General features: G+C 66.1%; 17 protein-coding genes and 1 tRNA gene. 7 read left to right on the forward strand and 11 right to left on the reverse strand.

What is annotated here, in order from left to right:
- Positions 1-306 precede the first annotated feature (306 nt).
- From L3V18_RS15090 to L3V18_RS15100, 3 genes are all read right to left on the reverse strand, one after another.
- Entirely contained in the window at positions 307-753 is a 447-nt protein-coding gene (locus L3V18_RS15090; protein ID WP_237055970.1) for a hypothetical protein, read from the reverse strand.
- 8 nt (positions 754-761) lie between these two features.
- Positions 762-5,171: an RHS repeat-associated core domain-containing protein gene (locus tag L3V18_RS15095; protein ID WP_237055972.1), complete on the reverse strand. Its 4,410-nt coding sequence runs from the start codon at positions 5,169-5,171 to the stop codon at positions 762-764.
- Positions 5,172-5,552: 381 nt separating this feature from the next.
- On the reverse strand, positions 5,553-5,984 hold the full coding sequence (locus L3V18_RS15100) for a helix-turn-helix domain-containing protein (RefSeq protein WP_255784026.1): 432 nt from the start codon (positions 5,982-5,984) through the stop codon (positions 5,553-5,555).
- A gap of 90 nt (positions 5,985-6,074) precedes the next feature.
- Between L3V18_RS15100 and L3V18_RS15105 the strand changes: the two genes are divergently transcribed.
- Together L3V18_RS15105 and L3V18_RS15110 are read left to right on the forward strand one after the other, a co-directional pair.
- Positions 6,075-6,293, forward strand: coding sequence for a DNA-binding protein (locus L3V18_RS15105; RefSeq protein WP_237055974.1), 219 nt, complete (start codon positions 6,075-6,077; stop codon positions 6,291-6,293).
- A gap of 53 nt (positions 6,294-6,346) precedes the next feature.
- Positions 6,347-6,574, forward strand: coding sequence for an ogr/Delta-like zinc finger family protein (locus L3V18_RS15110; RefSeq protein ID WP_343226347.1), 228 nt, complete (start codon positions 6,347-6,349; stop codon positions 6,572-6,574).
- Between the two features lie 62 nt (positions 6,575-6,636).
- Here L3V18_RS15110 and L3V18_RS15115 read toward each other — a convergent pair.
- Positions 6,637-6,723 (reverse strand) — tRNA-Leu (locus L3V18_RS15115).
- 505 nt (positions 6,724-7,228) lie between these two features.
- Here L3V18_RS15115 and L3V18_RS15120 point away from each other — a divergent pair.
- Both L3V18_RS15120 and L3V18_RS15125 read left to right on the forward strand, forming a co-directional pair.
- Positions 7,229-8,257, forward strand: a complete 1,029-nt coding sequence (locus L3V18_RS15120) for an aminopeptidase (protein WP_237055976.1) — start codon at positions 7,229-7,231, stop codon at positions 8,255-8,257.
- A gap of 24 nt (positions 8,258-8,281) precedes the next feature.
- Positions 8,282-9,064 (forward strand): NRDE family protein, encoded by a 783-nt coding sequence (locus L3V18_RS15125; RefSeq protein ID WP_237055977.1) that lies wholly within the window; start codon positions 8,282-8,284, stop codon positions 9,062-9,064.
- Between the two features lie 250 nt (positions 9,065-9,314).
- On the opposite strand, the gene L3V18_RS15130 is transcribed toward L3V18_RS15125, so the two are convergent.
- The 6 genes from L3V18_RS15130 to L3V18_RS15155 all read right to left on the reverse strand — a co-directional run bounded on the left by L3V18_RS15130 (position 9,315) and on the right by L3V18_RS15155 (position 13,324).
- Positions 9,315-9,758, reverse strand: a complete 444-nt coding sequence (locus L3V18_RS15130) for a hypothetical protein (protein ID WP_237055978.1) — start codon at positions 9,756-9,758, stop codon at positions 9,315-9,317.
- 17 nt (positions 9,759-9,775) lie between these two features.
- Positions 9,776-9,979, reverse strand: coding sequence for a PspC domain-containing protein (locus L3V18_RS15135; RefSeq protein WP_237055980.1), 204 nt, complete (start codon positions 9,977-9,979; stop codon positions 9,776-9,778).
- Positions 9,980-10,024: 45 nt separating this feature from the next.
- Complete coding sequence (locus L3V18_RS15140; protein WP_237055982.1) at positions 10,025-10,399, reverse strand: DUF5329 family protein; 375 nt, start codon at positions 10,397-10,399, stop codon at positions 10,025-10,027.
- 26 nt (positions 10,400-10,425) lie between these two features.
- Complete coding sequence (locus L3V18_RS15145) at positions 10,426-11,496, reverse strand: class III poly(R)-hydroxyalkanoic acid synthase subunit PhaC (RefSeq protein ID WP_237056012.1); 1,071 nt, start codon at positions 11,494-11,496, stop codon at positions 10,426-10,428.
- 16 nt (positions 11,497-11,512) lie between these two features.
- Positions 11,513-12,622, reverse strand: coding sequence for a class III poly(R)-hydroxyalkanoic acid synthase subunit PhaE (gene phaE / locus L3V18_RS15150; protein ID WP_237055983.1), 1,110 nt, complete (start codon positions 12,620-12,622; stop codon positions 11,513-11,515).
- Between the two features lie 87 nt (positions 12,623-12,709).
- On the reverse strand, positions 12,710-13,324 hold the full coding sequence (locus L3V18_RS15155; protein WP_237055984.1) for a CDP-alcohol phosphatidyltransferase family protein: 615 nt from the start codon (positions 13,322-13,324) through the stop codon (positions 12,710-12,712).
- 214 nt (positions 13,325-13,538) lie between these two features.
- Here L3V18_RS15155 and L3V18_RS15160 point away from each other — a divergent pair, with 214 nt between their 5' ends.
- The gene (locus L3V18_RS15160) at positions 13,539-15,416 is read left to right on the forward strand and encodes a DUF1800 domain-containing protein (RefSeq protein ID WP_237055985.1); all 1,878 of its coding nucleotides are present in this window, start codon (positions 13,539-13,541) and stop codon (positions 15,414-15,416) included.
- A gap of 10 nt (positions 15,417-15,426) precedes the next feature.
- The gene (locus L3V18_RS15165; RefSeq protein ID WP_237055986.1) at positions 15,427-17,004 is read left to right on the forward strand and encodes a DUF1501 domain-containing protein; all 1,578 of its coding nucleotides are present in this window, start codon (positions 15,427-15,429) and stop codon (positions 17,002-17,004) included.
- A gap of 152 nt (positions 17,005-17,156) precedes the next feature.
- Here L3V18_RS15165 and L3V18_RS15170 read toward each other — a convergent pair whose 3' ends face one another.
- Positions 17,157-18,947 carry a D-(-)-3-hydroxybutyrate oligomer hydrolase gene (locus L3V18_RS15170; protein ID WP_237055987.1) on the reverse strand — a complete coding sequence of 597 codons (1,791 nt, stop codon included), beginning with the start codon at positions 18,945-18,947 and terminating at the stop codon, positions 17,157-17,159.
- Positions 18,948-19,181: 234 nt separating this feature from the next.
- On the opposite strand from L3V18_RS15170, the gene L3V18_RS15175 reads away from it, so the two are divergent.
- Positions 19,182-19,847 carry a response regulator transcription factor gene (locus L3V18_RS15175; protein ID WP_237055988.1) on the forward strand — a complete coding sequence of 222 codons (666 nt, stop codon included), beginning with the start codon at positions 19,182-19,184 and terminating at the stop codon, positions 19,845-19,847.
- The last annotated feature ends 163 nt before the right edge of the window (positions 19,848-20,010 follow it).

Raw genomic sequence — 20,010 nt, forward strand, 5'->3', positions numbered from 1 at the left:
CCGGCCTCGGCTTCACGTAGAAAGCCGATGATTTGTTCTTCGGTAAAGCGCTTTTTCACGTCCAATCTCCTTCAGGGTAGGGATTGGACTCCAAATCGCCGCGCTACTCAAAACCGGGGGGACGTCGGGTACACCACGCAGCTTGAACTTGAAACGACCGCAGGCGACTGACAGCTTGTTGTTGTACTCATACCAAGTGATCTTTCCGACCTGGCTCGTCGAAGCCACCACCCGATCCAGTGCGTCCTACGTCATCGTGATCCCTTGCCGGCGGTGCCGGCCACCGTCTTGATAATCTGTGACGATTCACCTTGCTCCGGAGCAACCACCATACACGCGCGTAAGATTGCGTCCGTCAGCACGGACAAGAATCGCGCTTCTCTCAAGTTTTCCGCACTCGCCAAAATGGCTATACAGGACGACTATGGATTCGCCCTCTTGAAAGGCTGAGTAAACACCTGCGGAACTGTCCTTCACCGCACGCACCACATAGAAATCACCCTCCATGCCGGACAAGCGTGGAACTTCGTTCGCCAATTGCTGTGCGTTTAACTTAATCACTGGCGCTGAATCCAAAAGCCTTAATAGATTAACCAATTCAGCTGAGTTTGGAATCACCATTCGAGAATCCTCGACTCGATTTTGCTCAGTCGGGACGATTTTTATCGACGGATCCACCCAATGACTTTCGCCAATCACTGTGGTGCTGCAGGCACTAGAAAGCATGCAGATAAGAAGTAGAAATTTTTTCATGATTCACCTCAATCACAGTCAAGTGCGGCCTTAATGGCATCCCGAACCCGATCGTCAACAGCACCCATGTAATCACCCATGATGTTTCCCTCCCAGCCAGGGACAGGGGTACTGGTTCGCGGATTAGTCGATGTGATGTCGTACATGTCGTAGCGCCCTTGGAACTTGAATTTCATCAAATGACCAGCCTCATGAGCATAAGTCCATGGATCGCTTGCGGTGTACCAAGTTCCCCTGCTGTCACCCACAACATGTGACACTCCCGTACCGGAAACGAGAGTGATCTTGTTTGCTCTCCAGCCTTTTGCTTGGGTGACTGTCACTTGGAAACCTGGAGCGGACCACGTGGATTCAATAGTCGAAATGATCGTGGCTACTATCTCAGGAGTTACAGCGTCTCCCTTAAACTCAATTGGTATGTTGATCGAAACGCCGTTGCCGGTGCATTCGCACTTTGCCTTTAGGCCAGCAGGATCTATCTTGCTGACCGGATTCCCGCCCACATAGGCGTAGGTATTCGCGCCGCCGGCTAGTCCGATCGGGTCGGACTGGATATAGCGACCGGTATACGGGTCATAGTCGCGGAAGCCATTTTGATGCAGCCCCGACTCGGCGTCATAGTACTGCCCAGGAAAGCGGATATTCAGGCTACCCACGCCCCCCAAGTCGTTCTGCGGGATACTCGTATCGAACGCGTAGTTGTTCGCCCGCCAGACCCGGACTTTATTCTGGGCGGTCACGTGTTCAGGCCGGCCCAGATGGTCGTTATGCACGTAGTGCTTGCTTGCAGCATCGTCGATAAACCCAAGGAGTTCCCCACCCAGCCAGACATAGTGCCGCCAATGATGCGTACCGCCGCTGGTTACACCGCCCTTCTCGGCCACCAACTGGCCGCCAGGCCCGTAGATGTAGAACGTATTCTTTGGCGCTCCTTGGGTCTTGTAGACCCTTTGGCCCAACGCGTTGAACACATAGGTCGTCTTGACGCCTCCCTTCGTCACCGTATCCAGTCGGTTGAATGCATCGTAGGTATAGGTACGGAAGCTGCCTTCCTGGATGATGTTGCCGTTGCCATCGTATTGCAGCGCAAGATTGCGCCCGCCCGATAGGTTCATCAGCCGATTGCTGGCAGTTTCTGTGGTGTGGCTGGTCAGCGCTCCATTGCGAACCTGGTCAAGCCGATTGCCATTGGGATCCCAACTGAAAGACTGGTTCGTACTCGGATTGCCTCCAACCGTAGTCAGAAGCCGCCCTACGGCGTCGTATGTCAGGCTTTGGGTTTGCCCGCTGATAAGGCCGTTGGTGATCTTGCTGATCCTTCCCACCTCGTCGTACAGATAGGTCAGCACATGTTCACTGGTGCTGCCATTCTGGGTGTACAGGCCGGTTAACCGGCCATCGGTGTCAAAAGTCCGGGTATGAGTTAGACCATTGCCATAGGTCAATCCAGCCATCGCGCCGAGCGGCCGGTAGTTGATATTGCTGGCCAGCGTGTGGGCGACACCGTTGATCGTCGCCGTCACCGCCTTGACTCGACCGTAGCTGTACCCATAACCGACCGACACGTTACCAGGGTAGCTGATCCCGGTCAGTCGGCCCATGTTGTCGTAGGCATAGCCCTGGTCGAAACCCGCGGTGCCGCCAATCCGCTGATGCTGGGTCGCGAGCAGCCCTTCAGGTGTGTAGGTGTAATCGAGTTGGCCGTACCAGTCCCACACTTGGCATAGGCGTCCCTTACCGTTGGTGCAGGTGTCGTAGGTAAACCGGTGCTCTTTGTCGTTGGTCGTCCGGTTCACCAGTCGGCCTAGGCTGTCGTAGCCGAACGTCGTGGCCACGCCATTCGCGCGCGTCATTTTCATCATCTGCCCGGCCGCATCGTACTCGAACATCGTGGTTCCCGTGTCCGGACTGTGCTGGGCCCAGATCTGCCCGAATCCATCACGAACGTATGTCGTCACGCGCCCACGAGGATCCGTCACCTTGGTCAGCTGCCCAGCCACGTTGTACTCAAAGCGGGTGATCTTTCCGACCTGGTCCGTCGAGGCTACCACCCGATCCAGCGCATCGTAGGTCAGCGTGACCTTCTTGCCGGCAGCATCGGTCACCGTCTTGATATTGCCGTTGTCGTCGTAGGTGTAGGTCGAGCTCGATCCATTGTTGCCCCGGGAAGCGCGTGGTCGGCTCAGCTCGTCGTAGTCGGTCAGGGCCTGGTACTTGAGCACGGGGGACACCACCCACACCTGCTCCGGGATGTACTCGGGCTCGTTGCACTCGCTCTGCGGCGCGCCCCTTGGATTCAGACACTCAAAACGGAACTGGGTTTCGTAGTGCCCCTCAGTAGCGTAGTCCTGCACCTTCGTGACGTTGCTCGCCAAGTCGTAGGTGTACCGGCGCTCTTCCTTGATGCCGTCGCCCGCCAGAATTCCGGACGAGTCGATATACGTCCTGGTCAGACGGCGGCTCCAATCGTACTCGGACTTGGTCTCCATACCGTCCGGCGTTTTAACAGTGATCAGGTCACCATTGCCGTTGTAAGTGTACAGGGTATCGGCGGCCACACCGTTGTAGTAAGTGCGCACTTTGGTGACGCGGTTGCGCGAGTCATAGGTGAAGTCCGTGACCGCACCATTGACGTCAGTAATGCGGCCTGGCTGCCCCAGACCATTGTGATTGCTGTAGCGCCGGATATGACCCAGGCTGTTCTTGACCCAAATGAGGTTGCCGACGCCGTCGTAGCCACTCACCACGGCATCGCCGGAGCCAGGGATCGGGCCGTCGACCGTGATGGTGGCGATCATCCCATTCGTGTGCTTGGTGTACGTGTACGTCGTGGTCCGGGATTGATTCGCCACGCCATTGGCGGACAGGTTGGTCACCGTGACCGAAGCCACCCGGTTGTCCGCTGTGTAGGTGTAGCTGGTGCGGACGTGATTGGTGCCCGAGGCAGTGCCGCTGACCGTCATGCTCGTGATGCGGTTCTTGGCCGCATCCCAGGCATAGGTCGTCTTGCGGGCCGCGGCAGTTCCGTAGCCCTCGACCTTCTGGGTCAACTGGCCCTTCGCGTTGTAGGTGAATGTCGTGTCGTTGCCGTTGAAGTCCGATTTGAGTTGCGGATAGCCGTTGCTGTCGTACGTCGTCTCCGAGTACATCGTGCTCGGACAGTAGGTACTGGGCTGCCCCGTAATGGTCCGCGGCCGGCCGTTCTCGAAGGTGTACGTCGTCTTCTTGCCGAGCGGGTTGGTCTCGACGACGGTCAGCAGGCCGTTCGCCCCGGCCGTGTAGCCGAACGTGAAGCGCTCGTTGGAACCATGCTTGCTCTGGGTGGCATATCCCGAGGAGTTGTAGGCGAAAGTCGAAAAGCGAACGCCATTGAAAGACTTGCCGGTCAAGGCGCCCGGGTACGTGGAGTACTCGTAGTGATAGGCCATGGTTGTGGCCGGCGTTCCCGGCCGGGCACTGGCCGCCAACCGATGCAGTCCGGTGCCGAACTGATTGGCCGTATAACTGTAGCCGTGCTGGTTGCCGGCCGGGTCACGCACCGCCGTCAGTTGGCCGTTGCTCCAGGTGAACTCGACGTAGCGCCCTGAAGTATGGGTCACCCGTGTCGGATAGGTGCCGTTGTAGGTGTAGGTCCATTTGATGCCATGCTCGCTGACAACCTCATGGATCCGCCCCGTGGTGCCGTAGGTCTCGACGAGATTGTCTTCCGCGTAGAGCGTGAAGCTGGAGCCGTTGTTGACGATCTTGGCGATCGGGCTGGGCTTGTCCTCGTAGAAGACGCCATCGGTTCCCTTGATGAATTTGATGATCCGGCCGTCCGGACGCCAGGCATAAATGACCGTATTGGTGCCGATCTGGCAGGCCCCACCGCCCGGGCGCGGGAAACAGGCGTTGATCGCAGTACTGCCAAACGTCAGGAAGTAATCGAAATTGCTGACCCAGTGCTTGCCGAACAGGCCCACGCCTTCCCAGTAATGGTTGTACGTGCGCTTGAGGTGCAGGGCCATCTCGCCACTGGTAGCAAAGTCTTGCTCGGGCTCGATCTTGTTCCCCGTTGAAAGCACGATGGGGTTGCCGCTGGTTATAGGTGCATCAGAGACCGCGGATTTGGGACAGGTCGTACCCGGTGCGGGCGCGACCGCCAGACCGTTGTCGTTTTTAATCCCACCATTCTGCTCGAGTTCGCTGCCGCCTCCTCCATGCCCGCCTTCGTTTCCTCCATGACCACGGCCACCACGGACACCACCGTCATAAGTGCGCTCGCACGAGCGCCCGTCAAAATAGGTGGCGATCTTATCGCCATTGCTGTAATAGTCGGAATAGTGCACATAGCAAGTAACACCGGCTTGTGCGACACCGCTTGGGAAGAAGCTCGCCAAAAAGAAGGCAGATACCGCAATGAACGCGCGGGCCGACATCGAAATTACTTTACTCCTTCTCATCCTTGTTCCTCTTTTCTTAGCTTACTTGTAATCGACCTCATGCCCACTTGAGTTGGCCCGCTCAGTAATGACGAGAAAATCGCGCCGAACTCAATACAAAAGCATGCAACTGCGGGATTCCGCTCTTCGGGCAACTCGATAGTTCGCCGCCAGGCCGATGGAATCAGTTCGGATACGGTGCTTCATTGAAAGGCTTCCCCATGTCGATGTTGAGCGGCCGCTACGCAGCGAAACGGCATGCGTTCGCAGCAGGCGCCGATAGGACATGACACGGCGCCGCACCGCAGGTGATGTTGATATTGACGGTGCCGGCGACGATGCTGCCGGACACGAATTGGCCGACAGCGACGCGGTACGTCACTTCTTCTTCCCCCCTTTTTTGCCGCCGACGTTGAACGTCAGAGGTGCGGTGATGGTCTGGCCGCCCTGCATCACATTGCCGATCTCACTGCTCTGGATGGCAAACGAGGGATCCGTCTCCTGGCTGACCGCCACGGTCCCTAACGCCGCCGCGACCGCTGTTCGCACTGCCGGCGGCGCCGCGCGATAGCGACGCAGCAGCTCGGCCTCATCGGTCTTGAGGGTTGGGGCCGGAACACCGGTCAGCACATACAACACATCCACGCCGATGCCCGCCAGCGCTGTGAGGTAGTCGGAGTCGGGCGCGCGTTCGCCCTTTTCGTAACGGATCTGTGCGGTCCGGTTCAGGCCAGCGGCGACCGCCATCTCTTCTTGCTTAAGCCCGAGGCGAGTGCGTTCTTCCCTAAGCCTCTCGGCCAAAGTTCCCATTTGAAATCAATACCCCTTGACAATGTTCTCAAACGGAGACATCATCTGTCCCGAATTGAACCATTTCACACTTTTTAGCCTATGCATCATGTGAAGAGCAATCGTGTCCGGTCAGCCGATGAGGTCCGCAAGGACTTCGAGCGGAAAGGCATCACGATCATGAGCTTTGCCCGTGATCACGGACTAAGCCCGGGCATCGTCTACCAGCTGCTGAGCGGCCAGAAGAAAGGTCGCCGCGGCGAAGCGCACCGCGCGGCGGTGCTGCTGGGCATGAAAGAAGGGGTGATCGAACAGGGGGCCGATGCATGAGCGCCGCGAAGGGGCCGGGCATGCGCTGCCCGCATTGCTAATCGCGCTGCGATATCCGCAGCAGTCGCGTCCTGACGCCGGTGTACCGCGAGGTCACCTACGCCTGCCGCAACTTTCACTGCGGTCACGTCTTCGTCTGCAACCTGGAGGCGGTCCGCACGCTTTCGCCGAGCGCGATCCCCGACCCCGAGGTGCAGCTCCCCCTGTCCTCCCACGTGCGCCGCGACATGCTCGCGCACCAGTTGCAGCACCACGTCGAGGCCGCCTATGAGCCCGCATGACCCCACGATCAGCGCCCGGGGCCTGATACGCCTGATCCGACATCACCGAATGGCCGCATCAATGGTACCGGAGGTGGGACTCGAACCCACAAGGTTTTTAGGCCGGCGGATTTTGAATCCGCTGCGTCTACCAGTTCCGCCACTCCGGCGCGGCCCGGCAGTATAGCCGAGTGCCGGTGGCGCGGGAACGTGGCGGATGCCGCCGTCCCCCACTACATCACCTCCCAGCGGTCATGGCTGCGCCGGTGTCGAGATGCAGGTGGAACGCGCCGGACAGGAGCCGTATCTGGCCGGACCGCCCGGATGGATGCGGGCGACCCGGCGCGGAACGGGCCCGGTGTGGCCACAGGGCCGGCAATGAGAAGACCCGGTCTCCCAAGTCTCCGTCGCTTGGTCGGCCGGGCCTTCTTGGCCGGGCAGGTTGCGCAGGCTTGTGCCTGTGTCAGGCTTTACCTGAGTCGCCGTCCTGTCCGGTGATCCGATCCTATGCCGCTCACGCCCGCCCATCGTTACAGTCCTGTGAATGAACGGGGACCGCTCGTCGGCCGGTTGCGGAGGCCGGCGTCCGCCCCCCGGCCATGCCGCACTGCCCTGCCGGCATCCCCGCCCCGTCCTCTGCACACGCGCGGCCGTGGCGGCTGGCTCGCGGCATCGATGCTGGCGACGCTGCTGCTCGCCGGCTGTCGTACGCTGGGCTACTACGCGCATGTCGGCCACGGCCAGCTCGCACTGATGGCACAACGCCAGCCGGTCGCAGCGCTGATCGCCGACGATGCCACCGACCCCGCCCTGCGCAGCCGCCTGGGGGAGCTGCACGATGCCCGGGCATTCGCATCCGACCGCCTCGGCCTGCCGCGCAATGGCAGCTACACAAGCTATGTCGTACTGCCGGGTCCCTACGTGACCTGGAACGTGTTCGCAGCGCCGGAGTTCTCGGTCGAGCCGGTGACCCACTGCTTTCCGGTGGCCGGTTGCGTGGCCTATCGCGGCTACTTCGACGCGGCGAAGGCACGGCGCGAGGCCGGGCGCCTGCAGAGGCTCGGCTACCAGACCTACATCGGCGGCGTGTCCGCCTACTCGACGCTGGGCTGGTTCGACGATCCGCTGCTGAGCAGCATGTTCGCGCCCGGCCAGGACGACCCGGTCGGCGTGATGTTCCACGAGTTGGTCCACCAGTGGCTGTACCTGCGCGACGACACCGCGTTCAACGAGTCGCTGGCCAGCTTCGTGCAGCGGCAGGGACTGCGCGAGTGGCGGCAGGCGCGCAACCAGCCGCCGCCCGACCCGGCACTGGGCGCGCACGAGAAGGCATTCATCGGCCGGGCGCTCGCACTGCGCGAGCGGCTGGCCGCGATCTACCGGCGGCCGATCACCCACGAGGCGATGCGCGAACGGCGCGCGGCGGCGATCGCGGCGTTCCGCCGGTGGCATGCGGAGGCGCGGCGGACGCATTGGCCGGACGACCCCCGCTTCGACCGCTGGGTGTCGGAGCCGATCGATAACGCCAAGCTGGTGCCGCTGGGGCTGTACGACCAGTGGGTGCCGGCGTTCGCGACGCTGTTCCGGCAGTCCGGCAGCGACTGGCAGGCGTTCAGGAGCCAGGTCGAGTCGCTGGCCGCGCAGCCCAGGGCCGCACGCGATGACGGACTGCAGGCCTTGCTGCCGGCCGCACCGGCAGACTGACGGGTTCTCGCCTACCATCGGCGCATGTGTCTGATCGCCGTGGCCTGGCAGGCCCACCCGAGGTACCGGCTGGCGTTGATCGCCAACCGCGACGAATTCCACGAGCGCCCGACCGCCGCCGCAGGTCCGGACCCGGTCGATCCCGATCTGTACGGCGGCCGCGACCTGCTGCAGGGGGGCAGCTGGCTGATGGTGTCGGCGCGACGCCGTCTGGCCGCGGTCACCAATGTCCGCACCGGCCCCGCCCCGGCCACCGCGCCGCGCTCGCGCGGGCGCCTGGTGCGCGAATTCGCCGCCACGCGAATGCCCGTCGACGGCTGGCTGGCCAGGCTGTCGATCGAAGCGCAGGACTATGGTCGATTCAACCTGATGATCTGGGATGGCGAAACCCTCGGCTTCGCCAGCAACCATCCCGCATTCGTCCGCGCGGACGTGACGTCCGGCCTGCACGCGATGTCGAACGGCGCGTTCGACGCGCCATGGCCGAAAAGCGGGCATGCGACACGGGCGCTGCAGGAGTGGCTGGATGGCCCGCTGGCGTTGTCGCGCGAGCGTCACGACGCCGACAGCCTGATGCCGCTGCTCGATGCGCTGGCCGAAACCACGCCGGCACCGGACGGGCAGCTGCCCGACACCGGCGTTGGCCTGGAACTGGAACGGATGCTGTCGCCGGCATTCGTCAGCGGCGATCGTTACGGCACCCGTTGCAGCACGGTGGTGCTGGTCGAGGACGACGCGATCACCTTCTTCGAGCGCCGATTCGGCCCGAACGGTAAGCGGCTGGGCGACACACTCGAGGTGCTGTAGCGGCACCGCACCGGGCGGCTCGCGCGCCGTCTGCGACATGGCGGCGACGACCGCGTCGGGGGGCCGGGGACCTCCGATCCATTCCCTTCCCCCAACGGGTCCATCGTTGGGGAAGCGCATAGGCCTTGCCGCTGTCCTTCAGCTCCTTGAAGAAAGACAACCGCCGCGCCAGTGCCTGCGGTCTCCGTCGCTTCGCTCCAGCCCTGTCCACGATCCCGACCAGGGACGGCGGAGCCGGCCAGAACTCTCCCTAGCGCCGGCCGCTCCCGTCCCCGCGCGACCACGGCCACCAGCCGCGGCCGCTGCGCGCGTACCGGTCGGCGGCACGTTCGAAGCGGTTGCGCACGCTGACGCCGCCGCACAGTAGATAGAGCGGCAGGAACAGCGGGCCGAGCACCATGTACTGGTATACGTGGGCGCGCTCGTGGTCGGCCAGGACGATCCCCGGCTCGTCGCCGTGGCCGGCACGATGAGCGTAGGTCAGGCAGCCGCTATCGAGGCTGGTGCCGGTATGCAGGATCACGTTGCCGAGGGTCAGCGCCCCGCCCGGCCCCCAGGGCCAGCACTGGAACACCAGCGCGCAATCGCGCGGACGCAGGCGGGCATGGGCGCCGAATGCCAGCCCGACCGCGCCGGCCAGCAGGCCCAGTACGGTGTTGGGCGCGGTCCAGACGACGCCCAGGACCAGCAGCAACGTTCGGACGCAAGGCTTCAGTCGGTTTCTTCCGGCATCAGCAGCCACAGGATCAGATACACGATGATGCCGGGGAACGCGGCGGATGCGATCGAGACGATCACGAACACGATCCGCAGCAGGGTCGCGTTCCAGCCGAAGCGCCGGGCGATACCGCCCATGACGCCGGCGATCATCCTGTCGTGTCGGGACCGCGTGAACGGTCGCGCTTTGTCGGTCATGACTGGGGGCTCCTTGGTACTCCGAGTGGCGCGAGTCTCGGACTGTCAACGTGACGACGGCGTTCGTTTGCGGATCGCGTCGAGCGCCCGTTGCAACCAGCTCGCGGAGGGTTCGGCTTCCTTGCCCGGACAGCGGACCTGGTAGGCACGTCCGCTGATACTGCTCTGGGTTCCGGCGCGCACGATGAACTGCTCGGCCGACGCGATCATGTCACGCTCGACCAACCAGTCCAGCTTGCGACGCAGGTGCGACTGCGCGCGCTCCGGACCGTACCAGCGGCCATTGCGCTGGAACTGGCAACCGGAGGCGCCAAGCACGGCGATGAGTCGTTCGATCTCGGCCGCGCTTGCCGGCGACAATGCGGCCGCGGCGGGCAACGGCGCAAGCATCGCCACACACGCCAGTGCGGCGATCCGCAAGCGCCTGCTCCTCGTGCGTCCGCCGGTCAAGGCCCGCGTGCCTGCAGCCAGTCGTGGACCGAGTCCGGCACCTCGCGCTGGGCGCGGCTGGAAACATAGATGCCGATATGGCCGCCGCGGAAGGAATGCTCGGTGTAGTCGGCCGTTCCGACCAGTCCACCGAGCGCCTGCGACGCGGCTGGCGGCACCAGATGGTCCTGCTGGGCATAGATGTTCAGCACCGGCATGGTGATCCGCGCGAGGTCGACCTCGCGACCGCCGATGCGGATGCCGCCGTTCACGAACCCGTTGCCCTGGTAGAACATCTTGATGAACTGGCGGAATGCCTCGCCGGCGAGATCGGGCGAGTCGAAGATCCACTTCTCCATCCGCAGGAAGTCCTCGACCGCCTGCTTGTTGTCGAGGATGTCGACCAGGCCGACGTACTTCTGCACGAACAGCCGCCACGGCTTCAGCGTCAGGTAGCACCAGTTCATCAGGTCGGCCGGAACGTTGCCGAGGGTGTCGACGAACTGATCGACGTCGATGTTGCGGGTCCAGTGCGAGAGCATGTTGTCGTCGGTGTGGAAATCGACCGGCGTCACCATCGTCACCAGGTTGCGCACCTTGTCCGGGTTCAGCGACGCGTAGCACAGCGAGAACGCACCGCCCTGGCAGATCCCGAGCAGGTTGATCGCGTCCTGGCCGCTCGCCTGGCGCAGGTGGTCCACGGCGCCGCCGAGGAAGCGCTGGATGTAGTCCTCCAGCTCCAGGTAGCGATCGGAACGGTCCGGGTAGCCCCAATCGAGGATGTAGACGTCCTCGCCGCGTTCGAGCAGGCCGCGCACGATCGACTTGTCGGCCTGCAGGTCGGTCATGTAGGGCCTGTTGACCAGGGCGTAGACGATCAGCAGCGGCACCTTCGAGGTCGGCGGTTGCTCGCCGCGGAAGCGGTAGAGCACCACCCGGCCATCGCGCCAGACCTCCTCCTTGCCGGTCGCCCCGTAATTGACGTCCTCGACCTGGCGCAGCGTGTCGAGGCCGGCGCGCAGCTTGTTCTGCAGCTCCATCGCCTCCCTGGCCAGGGATTCGGCGGTGAAGTTCAACGGCGCATTGATGTCGATACGGCCCATCTCAGCGGCCTCCCTTGCTCGCGGTGCGGCTGGCCGGGGTCTTCTTCTTCGCGGCGGCCTTCCCGACCGGCGCCTTCTTCGCCGCAACCTTCCCTGCCGCCGTCTTCTTCGCGGGCGGCCGGGCCGCCCGGCCCGTCGATGACGCGCCCGCGACGTTGCGTGTCGTCGTCCCCTCCGCGGCAACGGATGCCGCCTCCGCTTGCCAGGCATCGCGCAGTCGCCGCAGCTCGCGCTCGAGCTGGACGATCTTGCGGTGCGCGGAGTCGATCTCGGTCCGCGACGGCATTCCGAACAGCCCGGCGACCAGTTCCACCTCGTGCTGGATCGCCGCGCGCAGGCGCATCTGCGCATTGACCATCTCGCCGAAGTCCTCGCGGTAGCGGGCCGACATCGCGACCTCGGCGTAGGCTTCCTCGGCGGCATCGATCCACAGGTCGAACAGCGCCCGTGCCGAACCCAGTTGGCGGCCGGGTTCGGCATGCGCCTCCAGCTTGCGCTCGAAGTGCCGGAAGGCACGCTGGCCGGCCTCGGCCATCAATGCGTTGCAGGCCTGGCTGCGCTGCTGGTAGTCCAGATGCAACCGGGCGATGCGCTGCCAACGCTGCTGATGCTCGCGGCTGAAGCCGAACGCGGGCATCCCCAGCCAGTTGCGGCCCTCGCCCTGCAGTGCGGCGATGAACGGCGCCGCCTGTTCCATCCACTGGTCGAAGCCCTGCTGGCCGCGTCCGCCCATGCTGGCGAACACGTCGGCGAACGGATTGGCCTGACCACCGCCGAGCATCTGCTTCCAGGTTTCCACGATCTCGGACACGGGCGGATTCTGGCCGGCGAAACCCGCGGCGAGCTGCTGGATGCGGCCGAACCAGTCGCGGGCCTGACGGTCGAAGCGCCCGACCGCGGCATTGGCGTCGGGCTGCGCACCGCGCGCCAGCTGCGACCACCAGCCGATCGCCTCGTCCCAGCCGGGAACGCCGGTCGGCGAGGCGGAGCCCGGCCGTGTCGACGCCCCGCCGTCGGGAACGGCCGCACCGGTGCGCATCATCTCGCCCCACTGGTTCCAGTACTGCTTCGCTAGCGACTCGAAATCGCCGCCGAACGGGTTGTTTGCCATGGCGCCCTCCAAGACTGGGGCCGATCATAGCAATCGCATGTTCATTCCACGTGCCAGCGCCATGCCGGCAGCGCGGGAACTGCCGGTTCAGGGCTTCGGGATGTGCAGGGTCTTGCTGATCATCAGCGAGCCCGACAGCGCGAACATCAGCACCAGCGGATGCAGCTGCCAGGGACCGAGCTGGACGACGCCCAGCCAGATGTCGGCGCCGGTCGCGCCCTGCCACGCGGCGATCGCCAGCACCACGACCAGCAGCAGACTGGTCGGAATCGGCGTGCCCTCGAAGTGACTGACCTTGTCGTCCTCGCCGGACAGCTGCTCGGCGGTGACGTTGTAGCGGGCCAGCCGGCTCACCCCGCAGCCGACGAAATAGCTCAGCACCAGCCAGTCCCAGCCCCCCTGCAGACCGCATGCATAGGCCAGTGCCGCCGGCGCGACGCCGAACGAGATGATGTCGGCCAGCGAGTCGAGTTCGCGCCCCAGGGTCGATGCCGACTTGCGCCAGCGCGCGATGCGGCCGTCGAGCGCATCGAACACGAACGCCAGCGGGATCAGCGCCATCCCGACCAGCAGATCACGCAACTGTCCGCTCTGCAGGTAGCGCATCGAGGCGAATACCGCGCCCGTGCCGCAGATCGCGTTGGAGAGCGTGAACCAGTCCGCGAGGTGGAACTCGCGGAGCATCGAGAAATGGCGCGGCATCGGGACCATCGTGCATGCGGCCGGATCGGCCCTCGGCGCCAGCGTGCCAAATGTTGCCGCAATGCTGCAAGACTCCTGCGATCCGTGGCTGGAAGCGGCGATCACCGCATCGCCAGGACGGTCAGATCATGTTCTGTGAAAGCCGGCACGGCGGGCCTGCCGGGCACCGCTATAGTCGCGGAGTCGGATACACGTTCACTGGGGAAACGCACCGATGTCCATGCTCGAGAAGGTCCTGCAGGGCCTGCGCGACGACCGCGCGCCCCGTCCGGACCGCGAACCGGCGGTCGCCGACGTCCGCCCTGCCATTCCCGCACCGTCGCCGTCGCCGTCGCCTGCACCGGCGCTCCGCGCGGACGCCGGATTCCTCGCCCGCCGCTATGGCGACGGTCTGCGGATCGCGACCCAGGCCCATCTGGGCGACAACGCCGGCGGTCCGACGTCGACCGCGGCGCCCTACGAGGGCCGTCGCAGGATCGCGCGCAGCTCGCCGCCGCAGCTGCTGACGCTGGCGCGGGCACCGTTCGCGGTGCGGATGCTGTCCAACCTCAGCTACGGCATCACGCCGCAGAGCCTGGCCGAGTTCAATGCGCTGGGCGACAACGATGCCGAGCGTCTGGCCAACTACGTCGACTGGCAGCTGGACTGGACCGCGATCGACGACAGCGCGCTGGAGAGCCGGCTCTCCGGCGCCGGCTACGGCACGCTCGACAAGCCGCTCACCCGGCTGTGGAGCGAACACGTGCTCGGCAATCCCGAATACTCGGTGCGCATGCGGCCCGCGTGGGAAGTGCAGCGCGCCGCTTTCGTGCGTGCGACCTATTCCAGGCGCCAGCTGCGCGAGGTCGTGGTCAACTTCTGGCACGACCACTTCAACGTCACCGCCGGCGACTATTCGGCGGGGCCGGTCTACGTGCACTACGACCGCGACGTGATCCGCCGGCATGCGCTGGGCAACTTCCGCGCGATGCTCGAAGCGGTCGCGACCAGCCCGGCGATGCTGTACTACCTCGACAATGTCTCCAACACCCGCGCCGGCCCGAACGAGAACTGGGCGCGCGAGCTGCTCGAACTGCACACGCTGGGCGCGGAGAACTACCTCGGTTTCATGGACCCGTTCCAGGTGCCGCCGGATCCGGTCGATCCCGATTATCCGTCCGGCTACACCGACATCGACGTCTACGAGACTTCCTCCGCCTTCACCGGCTGGAGCCTGAAGAACGGGCACTGGGAATTCCCCGACGACAACGACGGCACCTTCGTTTATCGCCAGTCCTGGCACGACGCCGGCCCCAAGTTCGTGCTCGGACGGCTGCTGAACCCGGAACAGCCGGCGATGAAGGACGGCCGCGACATCCTCGACCGGCTCGCCAGCCATCCGGCAGTCGCGCGCTTCGTCTGCGGCAAGCTGATCCGGCGCTTCGTCGACGACGACCCGCCCGCCTCGCTGGTGCACAGCGCCGCGCAGGTATTCCGCCAGCACTGGCGGTCCGCGGACCAGATCGAGCGGGTGCTGCGCCACGTCCTGACCTCGACCGCGATGTTCAACGCGTGGGGCCAGAAGAGCCGGCGCCCGTTCGAGGCGATCGTCGCGGCGATGCGCGCGACCGGCAGCGACTGGACGCTGCGCCTGGACAACGGCACGTCCGATACGTTCATGTGGCGGCTCGGCTTCACCGGTCACGAGCCCTACGCGTGGCCCGCGCCGAACGGCTACCCGGACACCGAGCTGGCCTGGTCGGGCGCCAACAGCCTGGCGATGGGATGGAAGCTGCTGAACTGGCTGACCGAGGCCAAGGACAACGACGCGCCGGTACTGCCGATCCTCGCGATCAGCCGCAGCCAGGTTTCGCAGTGGACCGCGACCCGGCTGGTCGACTACTGGTGCAACCGCCTGCTCGGACGCAGGCCGGGCAACGCGCGCCGGCAGACCCTGATCGGCTTCATGGCGCAGAACGGCGACCCAGCCAGCCACGTGATCGCCGATACCAATGCCTGGGCCGGCAACGACCTGAAGAACCACTACAACCAGGAACGGTTGCGCAGCATGGTCTCGCTGATCCTGATGTCCCCCGAGTTCCTGAGCCGTTGAGGAGGCGACGATGAATACGATCGAAGAAAGCCGTCGCCGTTTCCTCAAGGGCTGCGCCGCCGCCTCGGCGATCGGCGCGGTCGGACCGGGGCTGTTCTTCTCCGGCAGCGCGCATGCCGCCAACGGCCACGACACCGTGGTGTCGGTGTTCCTGCGCGGTGGCATGGACGGGCTCAACGTGGTGATCCCGGTCGCCGGCGAAGACCGCGTGCACTACGAGCAGGCGCGCCCGGACCTGGCGATCGCCGCCAGCGGCACATACGGCGCGCTGCCACTGACGCTCGCCACCGGCAGCGCCACCGGTTTCGGACTGCACCCCGCCGCCAGCGGCCTGCGCGACCTGTGGAACGACGGTCTGCTCGCGATCGTGCAGTGCTGCGGCCTGTTGACCTCGGTGACCCGCAGTCACTTCGACGCGCAACTGTCGATCGACCTAGGCACGCCGGGCCAGCAGGGCATCGGCAGCGGCTGGCTGGCGCGTGCGCTGGCCACCCAGCCCGGCATCGGCGGCACCCCGCCGCTGCCCGGACTGGCGGTGAACAGCCGTCAGCCGGCCAACTTCAACGGCAGCACCAGCGCGCTGACGATGAGCAGCCCGGGCGACTTCGAGCTCAATGCCGGCGCGTGGTCCTGGCAGCGGGCCCGCGACAACTCGCCGGCCGGGCTGGTCGGCGTCAATGACGTGCTGGAATCGATGTGGTCGCCAGGCGCGACCGGCCTGGAGCAGCACGGCGCCCGCGCCGAACGGGCGCTGCGGGTGATCGCCCAGCAGCCCTACGGCGCCCTGCCCGCCGACTGGCCGACGACCGCGTTCGCGCGCCAGCTGTGGACCGTCGCGCAGTCGATCCAGATGAATCTCGGCCTGCGCTACGCGACCGTCGACCTGGGCGGCTGGGACACGCACGAGGGCCAGGGCACCGCAGGCAGCGGCTATCACTATTTCCAGAACAAGATCCAGGAGCTGTCGCAGGCATTGAGCGCGTTCAACCGCACCCTCGCGGCGAGCGGTCACCTGTCGCGGGTGACCACGGTCGTGCAGTCGGAATTCGGTCGGCGCGTGCGCGAGAACGCCAACCGCGGCACCGACCACGGCTACGGCAACCCGATGCTGGTGATGGGCGGCACCGTCAACGGACGGCGCCTCTACGGCAACTGGCTCGGCCTGGATCCTCAGGTGCTGTCGCCCTACTACGGCGACGTACCGGTCACCACCGACCATCGCCGGGTGCTGTCGGAGATCCTGATCCGGCGGATGCGCAACCCGAACCTGGGTGCGGTTTTCCCCGGCTACGGCGGCTACACGCCATTGGGCCTGATGAAGGGCACCGATCTCGCCCCGGTCGGCATGGCCGTGGCCGCGGCGCCGGCGGCGGTGGCCGCTCCTGTCGCGGGAAGCCGCCCGCGACCGGCATCGCCGCGCCCGCCGCGGCCAGCATCGCCCCGGCCGGCTACGCCGCCTCCCTCGTCACGGCCCTCACCGTCTCAGCCGCGCCAGGAGCCTCCACGCGGCTGGAGCGGGCGGCTTCAGCGCGAGGTGATGCGCCTGCAGGGCCGACTGGAGCGCTGGTTGCGTGAAGTGATGCCTTGACGACACCGGCGGCGGCGCACGTTCCGGACCGCCAGGCCCTTCCCGGCTCACGGCGTCGCTGACGGCGCGGGTCGCCTCGATCGAACGACCGGAGCGGAAGGGCCGACCGGGGCGCCTGTCGTCTCGTTGGCGCCCGGCGACCCCGACCGGCCCTATCTCGGCATCGCCAGGTGCGCGGCGGTCAGCGGCTGGCCGGAACCCCGCGGCGTGGTTTCGATCAGCGCATCCGCCGGCAGTGGTGCGCCGCTCTCCAGATGCGCATCGACCCGATCCAGCGCCGCATGGACATAGGGCAGCAGCGGCACGTAGCGGGCCGCGTAATCCGGCAACCCGAGGAAGGCGTCGAAATGCTGTGCGTGGCGCACCCGCCAGAAGCGCACGTCGCGACCGGCCGCACGCGCCATCGCCACATAGGGGCGGCTGCTGAACGCCATCGGGATCAGGCCGTCGTCGGTGCCGTGGATCACGATCACCGGCAGGCCTGCGCGCGGGGCACCGGCGCGGATCTCGGCAACGCCCTTGCGCACGCGTCCGGCGGCGTCGCCGTCGCCCGTCCATAGCTTGCGCAGGCAGGTCAGTCCGGGCAGGTGCGGGTCGATCGCCGCGATCGACGTCTCGGCGATGCCGACACCGGCACCCGGCGGAATGCCGCTGCCGTCGGCCCACCACGCCGCACGCTCGGCATCGCTGGCCGGGCGTGGCGTCTGGCTGCCGTCGAGTGCGGCGAAAGCCAAGCCGCACGGATGCTCGCCGGGGGCATAACGGCCGTAGGCCGACGCATAGGTGACCGCGATCGCGCGCCACAGGTCGAAGCCGGCCGACGCCGCGCCCGCCCGCAGCGCCTCGTCGCTCCAGCCGCTGGCGTTGAGCCGGCGATGCGCATCGACCGCCTGGGCGCTGGGATCGGCACCGTCGACCAGCCCGGCGTCCTGCAGACGTCCGCAGCGCGCCAGTGCCGTAGCGCCGATCTGCGCCGCCAATGGCGGTTGCGGCAACGGGGCCAGCGCCGGATCCAGCAGCGCGCACGGCATCAGCAAAGCCGCCTCGGTCGCGAAGTCATACAGGCTGCGTCCACCCTCGGCGTCGATGTTCGGTTCGCCGGCGACGACCGCATCGAGCCAGCCATCGGAACCACTGCCATCGGCCTCGGCCGCGCGCAGCACCGCGCCGCCGCCGTTGGAGATGCCGACCGCGATCACCCGGGTGTTGTCGAAGGTGAACGGTCCCTCGCCCGGCCGCGCCTGGTCGAGCGCGTGCAACGCGAACTCGGCGGCCTGGCGGACATGGCGGCCCCAGTCGGCCTCGGGATTGTCCTGCGAGTGGGCGTGCTTGGCCGCGATCCCGCGCACTTCACCGGCGCCGGCGCCGGTAGCCGGCGCGTCCGGCGCGAACGCCAGCCCGGCGGCACCGGCCGCGGCCACGGTACCGTCCGCGCTCACACCCTGGCCGCTGTCGAGATCGAAGTAGTCGGTGCCGGCTCCCTTGTCGGTATAGGCGATCGCACATCCCTTCGGCAAACCCCACCCAGCGGCGACCGCGATCGCGCCGTAGATGCCGCGCGAGCCCGACGAGGCGGTCACCACCACGCAGCGCTTGCCGGCATCGAAACCGTCGGGGACCTGCACCAGCACGCGGTGCGGCTGGCGCGCGCCGTCGACGCGCGCGAATGCGCTGTACTCGCGCCCGGGCACGTCGGCGGTGCTGCCGTACAGCTCTCCGTAGCCGCCGCCCGGAGCCAGGTCGGCGATCCCGCGCCAGTTGCTCCAGATCGCGCGGCGACGCAGTTCGGCCGCGGTCGGGCGGGCCGGATCGGCGAACACCGGGGGCGCCATCGCACGCAATCCGCCGAGGCCCAGGCCGGCGGTGAGCAGGTCGTCGCCGTCACGGTGCTCGGTCACCCGCATTTCGCTGAAGGGGCTGGTCGCGGCAGTGGAGGCCGGCATGTTCGGATCCCGGTCGGAGGATGCGCCGGTCGTCGCGCAAGCGGACAGGGCCAGCGCGAGAGCCGACGTCTGCACGACGGCACGAAGTATGGGCATGTTCATGCCACTCAGCCTAGCAAGGGGCGACGCGGTTCCCATCGTACTTAGGTACGAGCGGATGCGACCTCCGGAAGACGCACCGGCCTGCTAGGCTGGCGGCGTTGCCGGGCCTGGCCCGGAGCCCGATCCGCCCCGATGTCCAGTTTGCTCATCGCCGACGACCACCCGCTGTTCCGGGCCGCGCTCCGCCAGGCCGCGGCCGATGCCGTCGCCGGCGCGCAGGTACGCGAGGCCGACACCCTAGAGGCGGTGCTGTCTGCGCTCGACGACGCTCCGGACACCGACCTGGTGCTGCTCGACCTGCACATGCCGGGCAATCACGGCCTGGCCGGACTGGCCGCGATCCGCGCCCAGTATCCGGGCGTCGCCGTGGTGGTGGTCTCGGCCAATGACGACCCTCGCGTTGTGCGGCGTGCGCTCGACCACGGTGCCGCCGGCTACCTGCCCAAAAGCGCCGGCCTGGACGAGCTGCGCGACGCGATCCGTGCGGTGCTGGCCTGCGAGCAGTGGCTGCCGGCGTCGCTGCGCGGGGCGGTCGCGCGCACCGAGAGCACCCGCGCCGACGCCGACCTCGCCGCGCGCCTGGCCAGCCTTTCGCCGCAGCAGTTCCGCGTGCTGACCCTGGTCGCGCAGGGCCTGCTCAACAAGCAGATCGCCGACCGTCTCGATGTCCAGGAACGCACGGTCAAGGCGCATCTTTCGGCGATCTTCGAGCGTCTGGGCGTGCGCAACCGCACCCAGGCCGGCGTCGTGCTCCGCGAACTGGAGCTGGCCGACCCGTCGCGACAGCTTCAGGACTGAGCAGCTGGCGATTTTTTCGCCAGACCGTCCGCAGCCTCGGCAGAGCCGGGCCTGCGGCCACTTGTCCACAGCTTTGCGAACCACCGGTCCACACCGGTTGTGGAAAAGCCTCGCTGGACACGGCGCGGCCGCGCGCCGATCATCAGCGGCCGGTCACCGACGG

Origin of the sequence: Marilutibacter chinensis (genome assembly GCF_021725675.1) — a bacterium.
Classification (GTDB): Bacteria; Pseudomonadota; Gammaproteobacteria; order Xanthomonadales; family Xanthomonadaceae; genus Marilutibacter; species Marilutibacter chinensis.

Coding starts and splice junctions, on each gene's coding strand:
- L3V18_RS15125 (WP_237055977.1), top strand. CDS start 8,282: ATGTGTCTGATCGCCGTGGCCTGGCAGGCCCACCCGAGGTACCGGCTG.
- L3V18_RS15170 (WP_237055987.1), bottom strand. CDS start 18,947: ATGCCGGCCTCCACTGCCGCGACCAGCCCCTTCAGCGAAATGCGGGTG.
- L3V18_RS15165 (WP_237055986.1), top strand. CDS start 15,427: ATGAATACGATCGAAGAAAGCCGTCGCCGTTTCCTCAAGGGCTGCGCC.
- L3V18_RS15160 (WP_237055985.1), top strand. CDS start 13,539: ATGTCCATGCTCGAGAAGGTCCTGCAGGGCCTGCGCGACGACCGCGCG.
- L3V18_RS15095 (WP_237055972.1), bottom strand. CDS start 5,171: ATGTCGGCCCGCGCGTTCATTGCGGTATCTGCCTTCTTTTTGGCGAGC.
- L3V18_RS15175 (WP_237055988.1), top strand. CDS start 19,182: ATGTCCAGTTTGCTCATCGCCGACGACCACCCGCTGTTCCGGGCCGCG.
- phaE (WP_237055983.1), bottom strand. CDS start 12,622: ATGGCAAACAACCCGTTCGGCGGCGATTTCGAGTCGCTAGCGAAGCAG.
- L3V18_RS15120 (WP_237055976.1), top strand. CDS start 7,229: ATGCTGGCGACGCTGCTGCTCGCCGGCTGTCGTACGCTGGGCTACTAC.
- L3V18_RS15155 (WP_237055984.1), bottom strand. CDS start 13,324: ATGCCGCGCCATTTCTCGATGCTCCGCGAGTTCCACCTCGCGGACTGG.
- L3V18_RS15135 (WP_237055980.1), bottom strand. CDS start 9,979: ATGACCGACAAAGCGCGACCGTTCACGCGGTCCCGACACGACAGGATG.
- L3V18_RS15100 (WP_255784026.1), bottom strand. CDS start 5,984: ATGGGAACTTTGGCCGAGAGGCTTAGGGAAGAACGCACTCGCCTCGGG.
- L3V18_RS15090 (WP_237055970.1), bottom strand. CDS start 753: ATGAAAAAATTTCTACTTCTTATCTGCATGCTTTCTAGTGCCTGCAGC.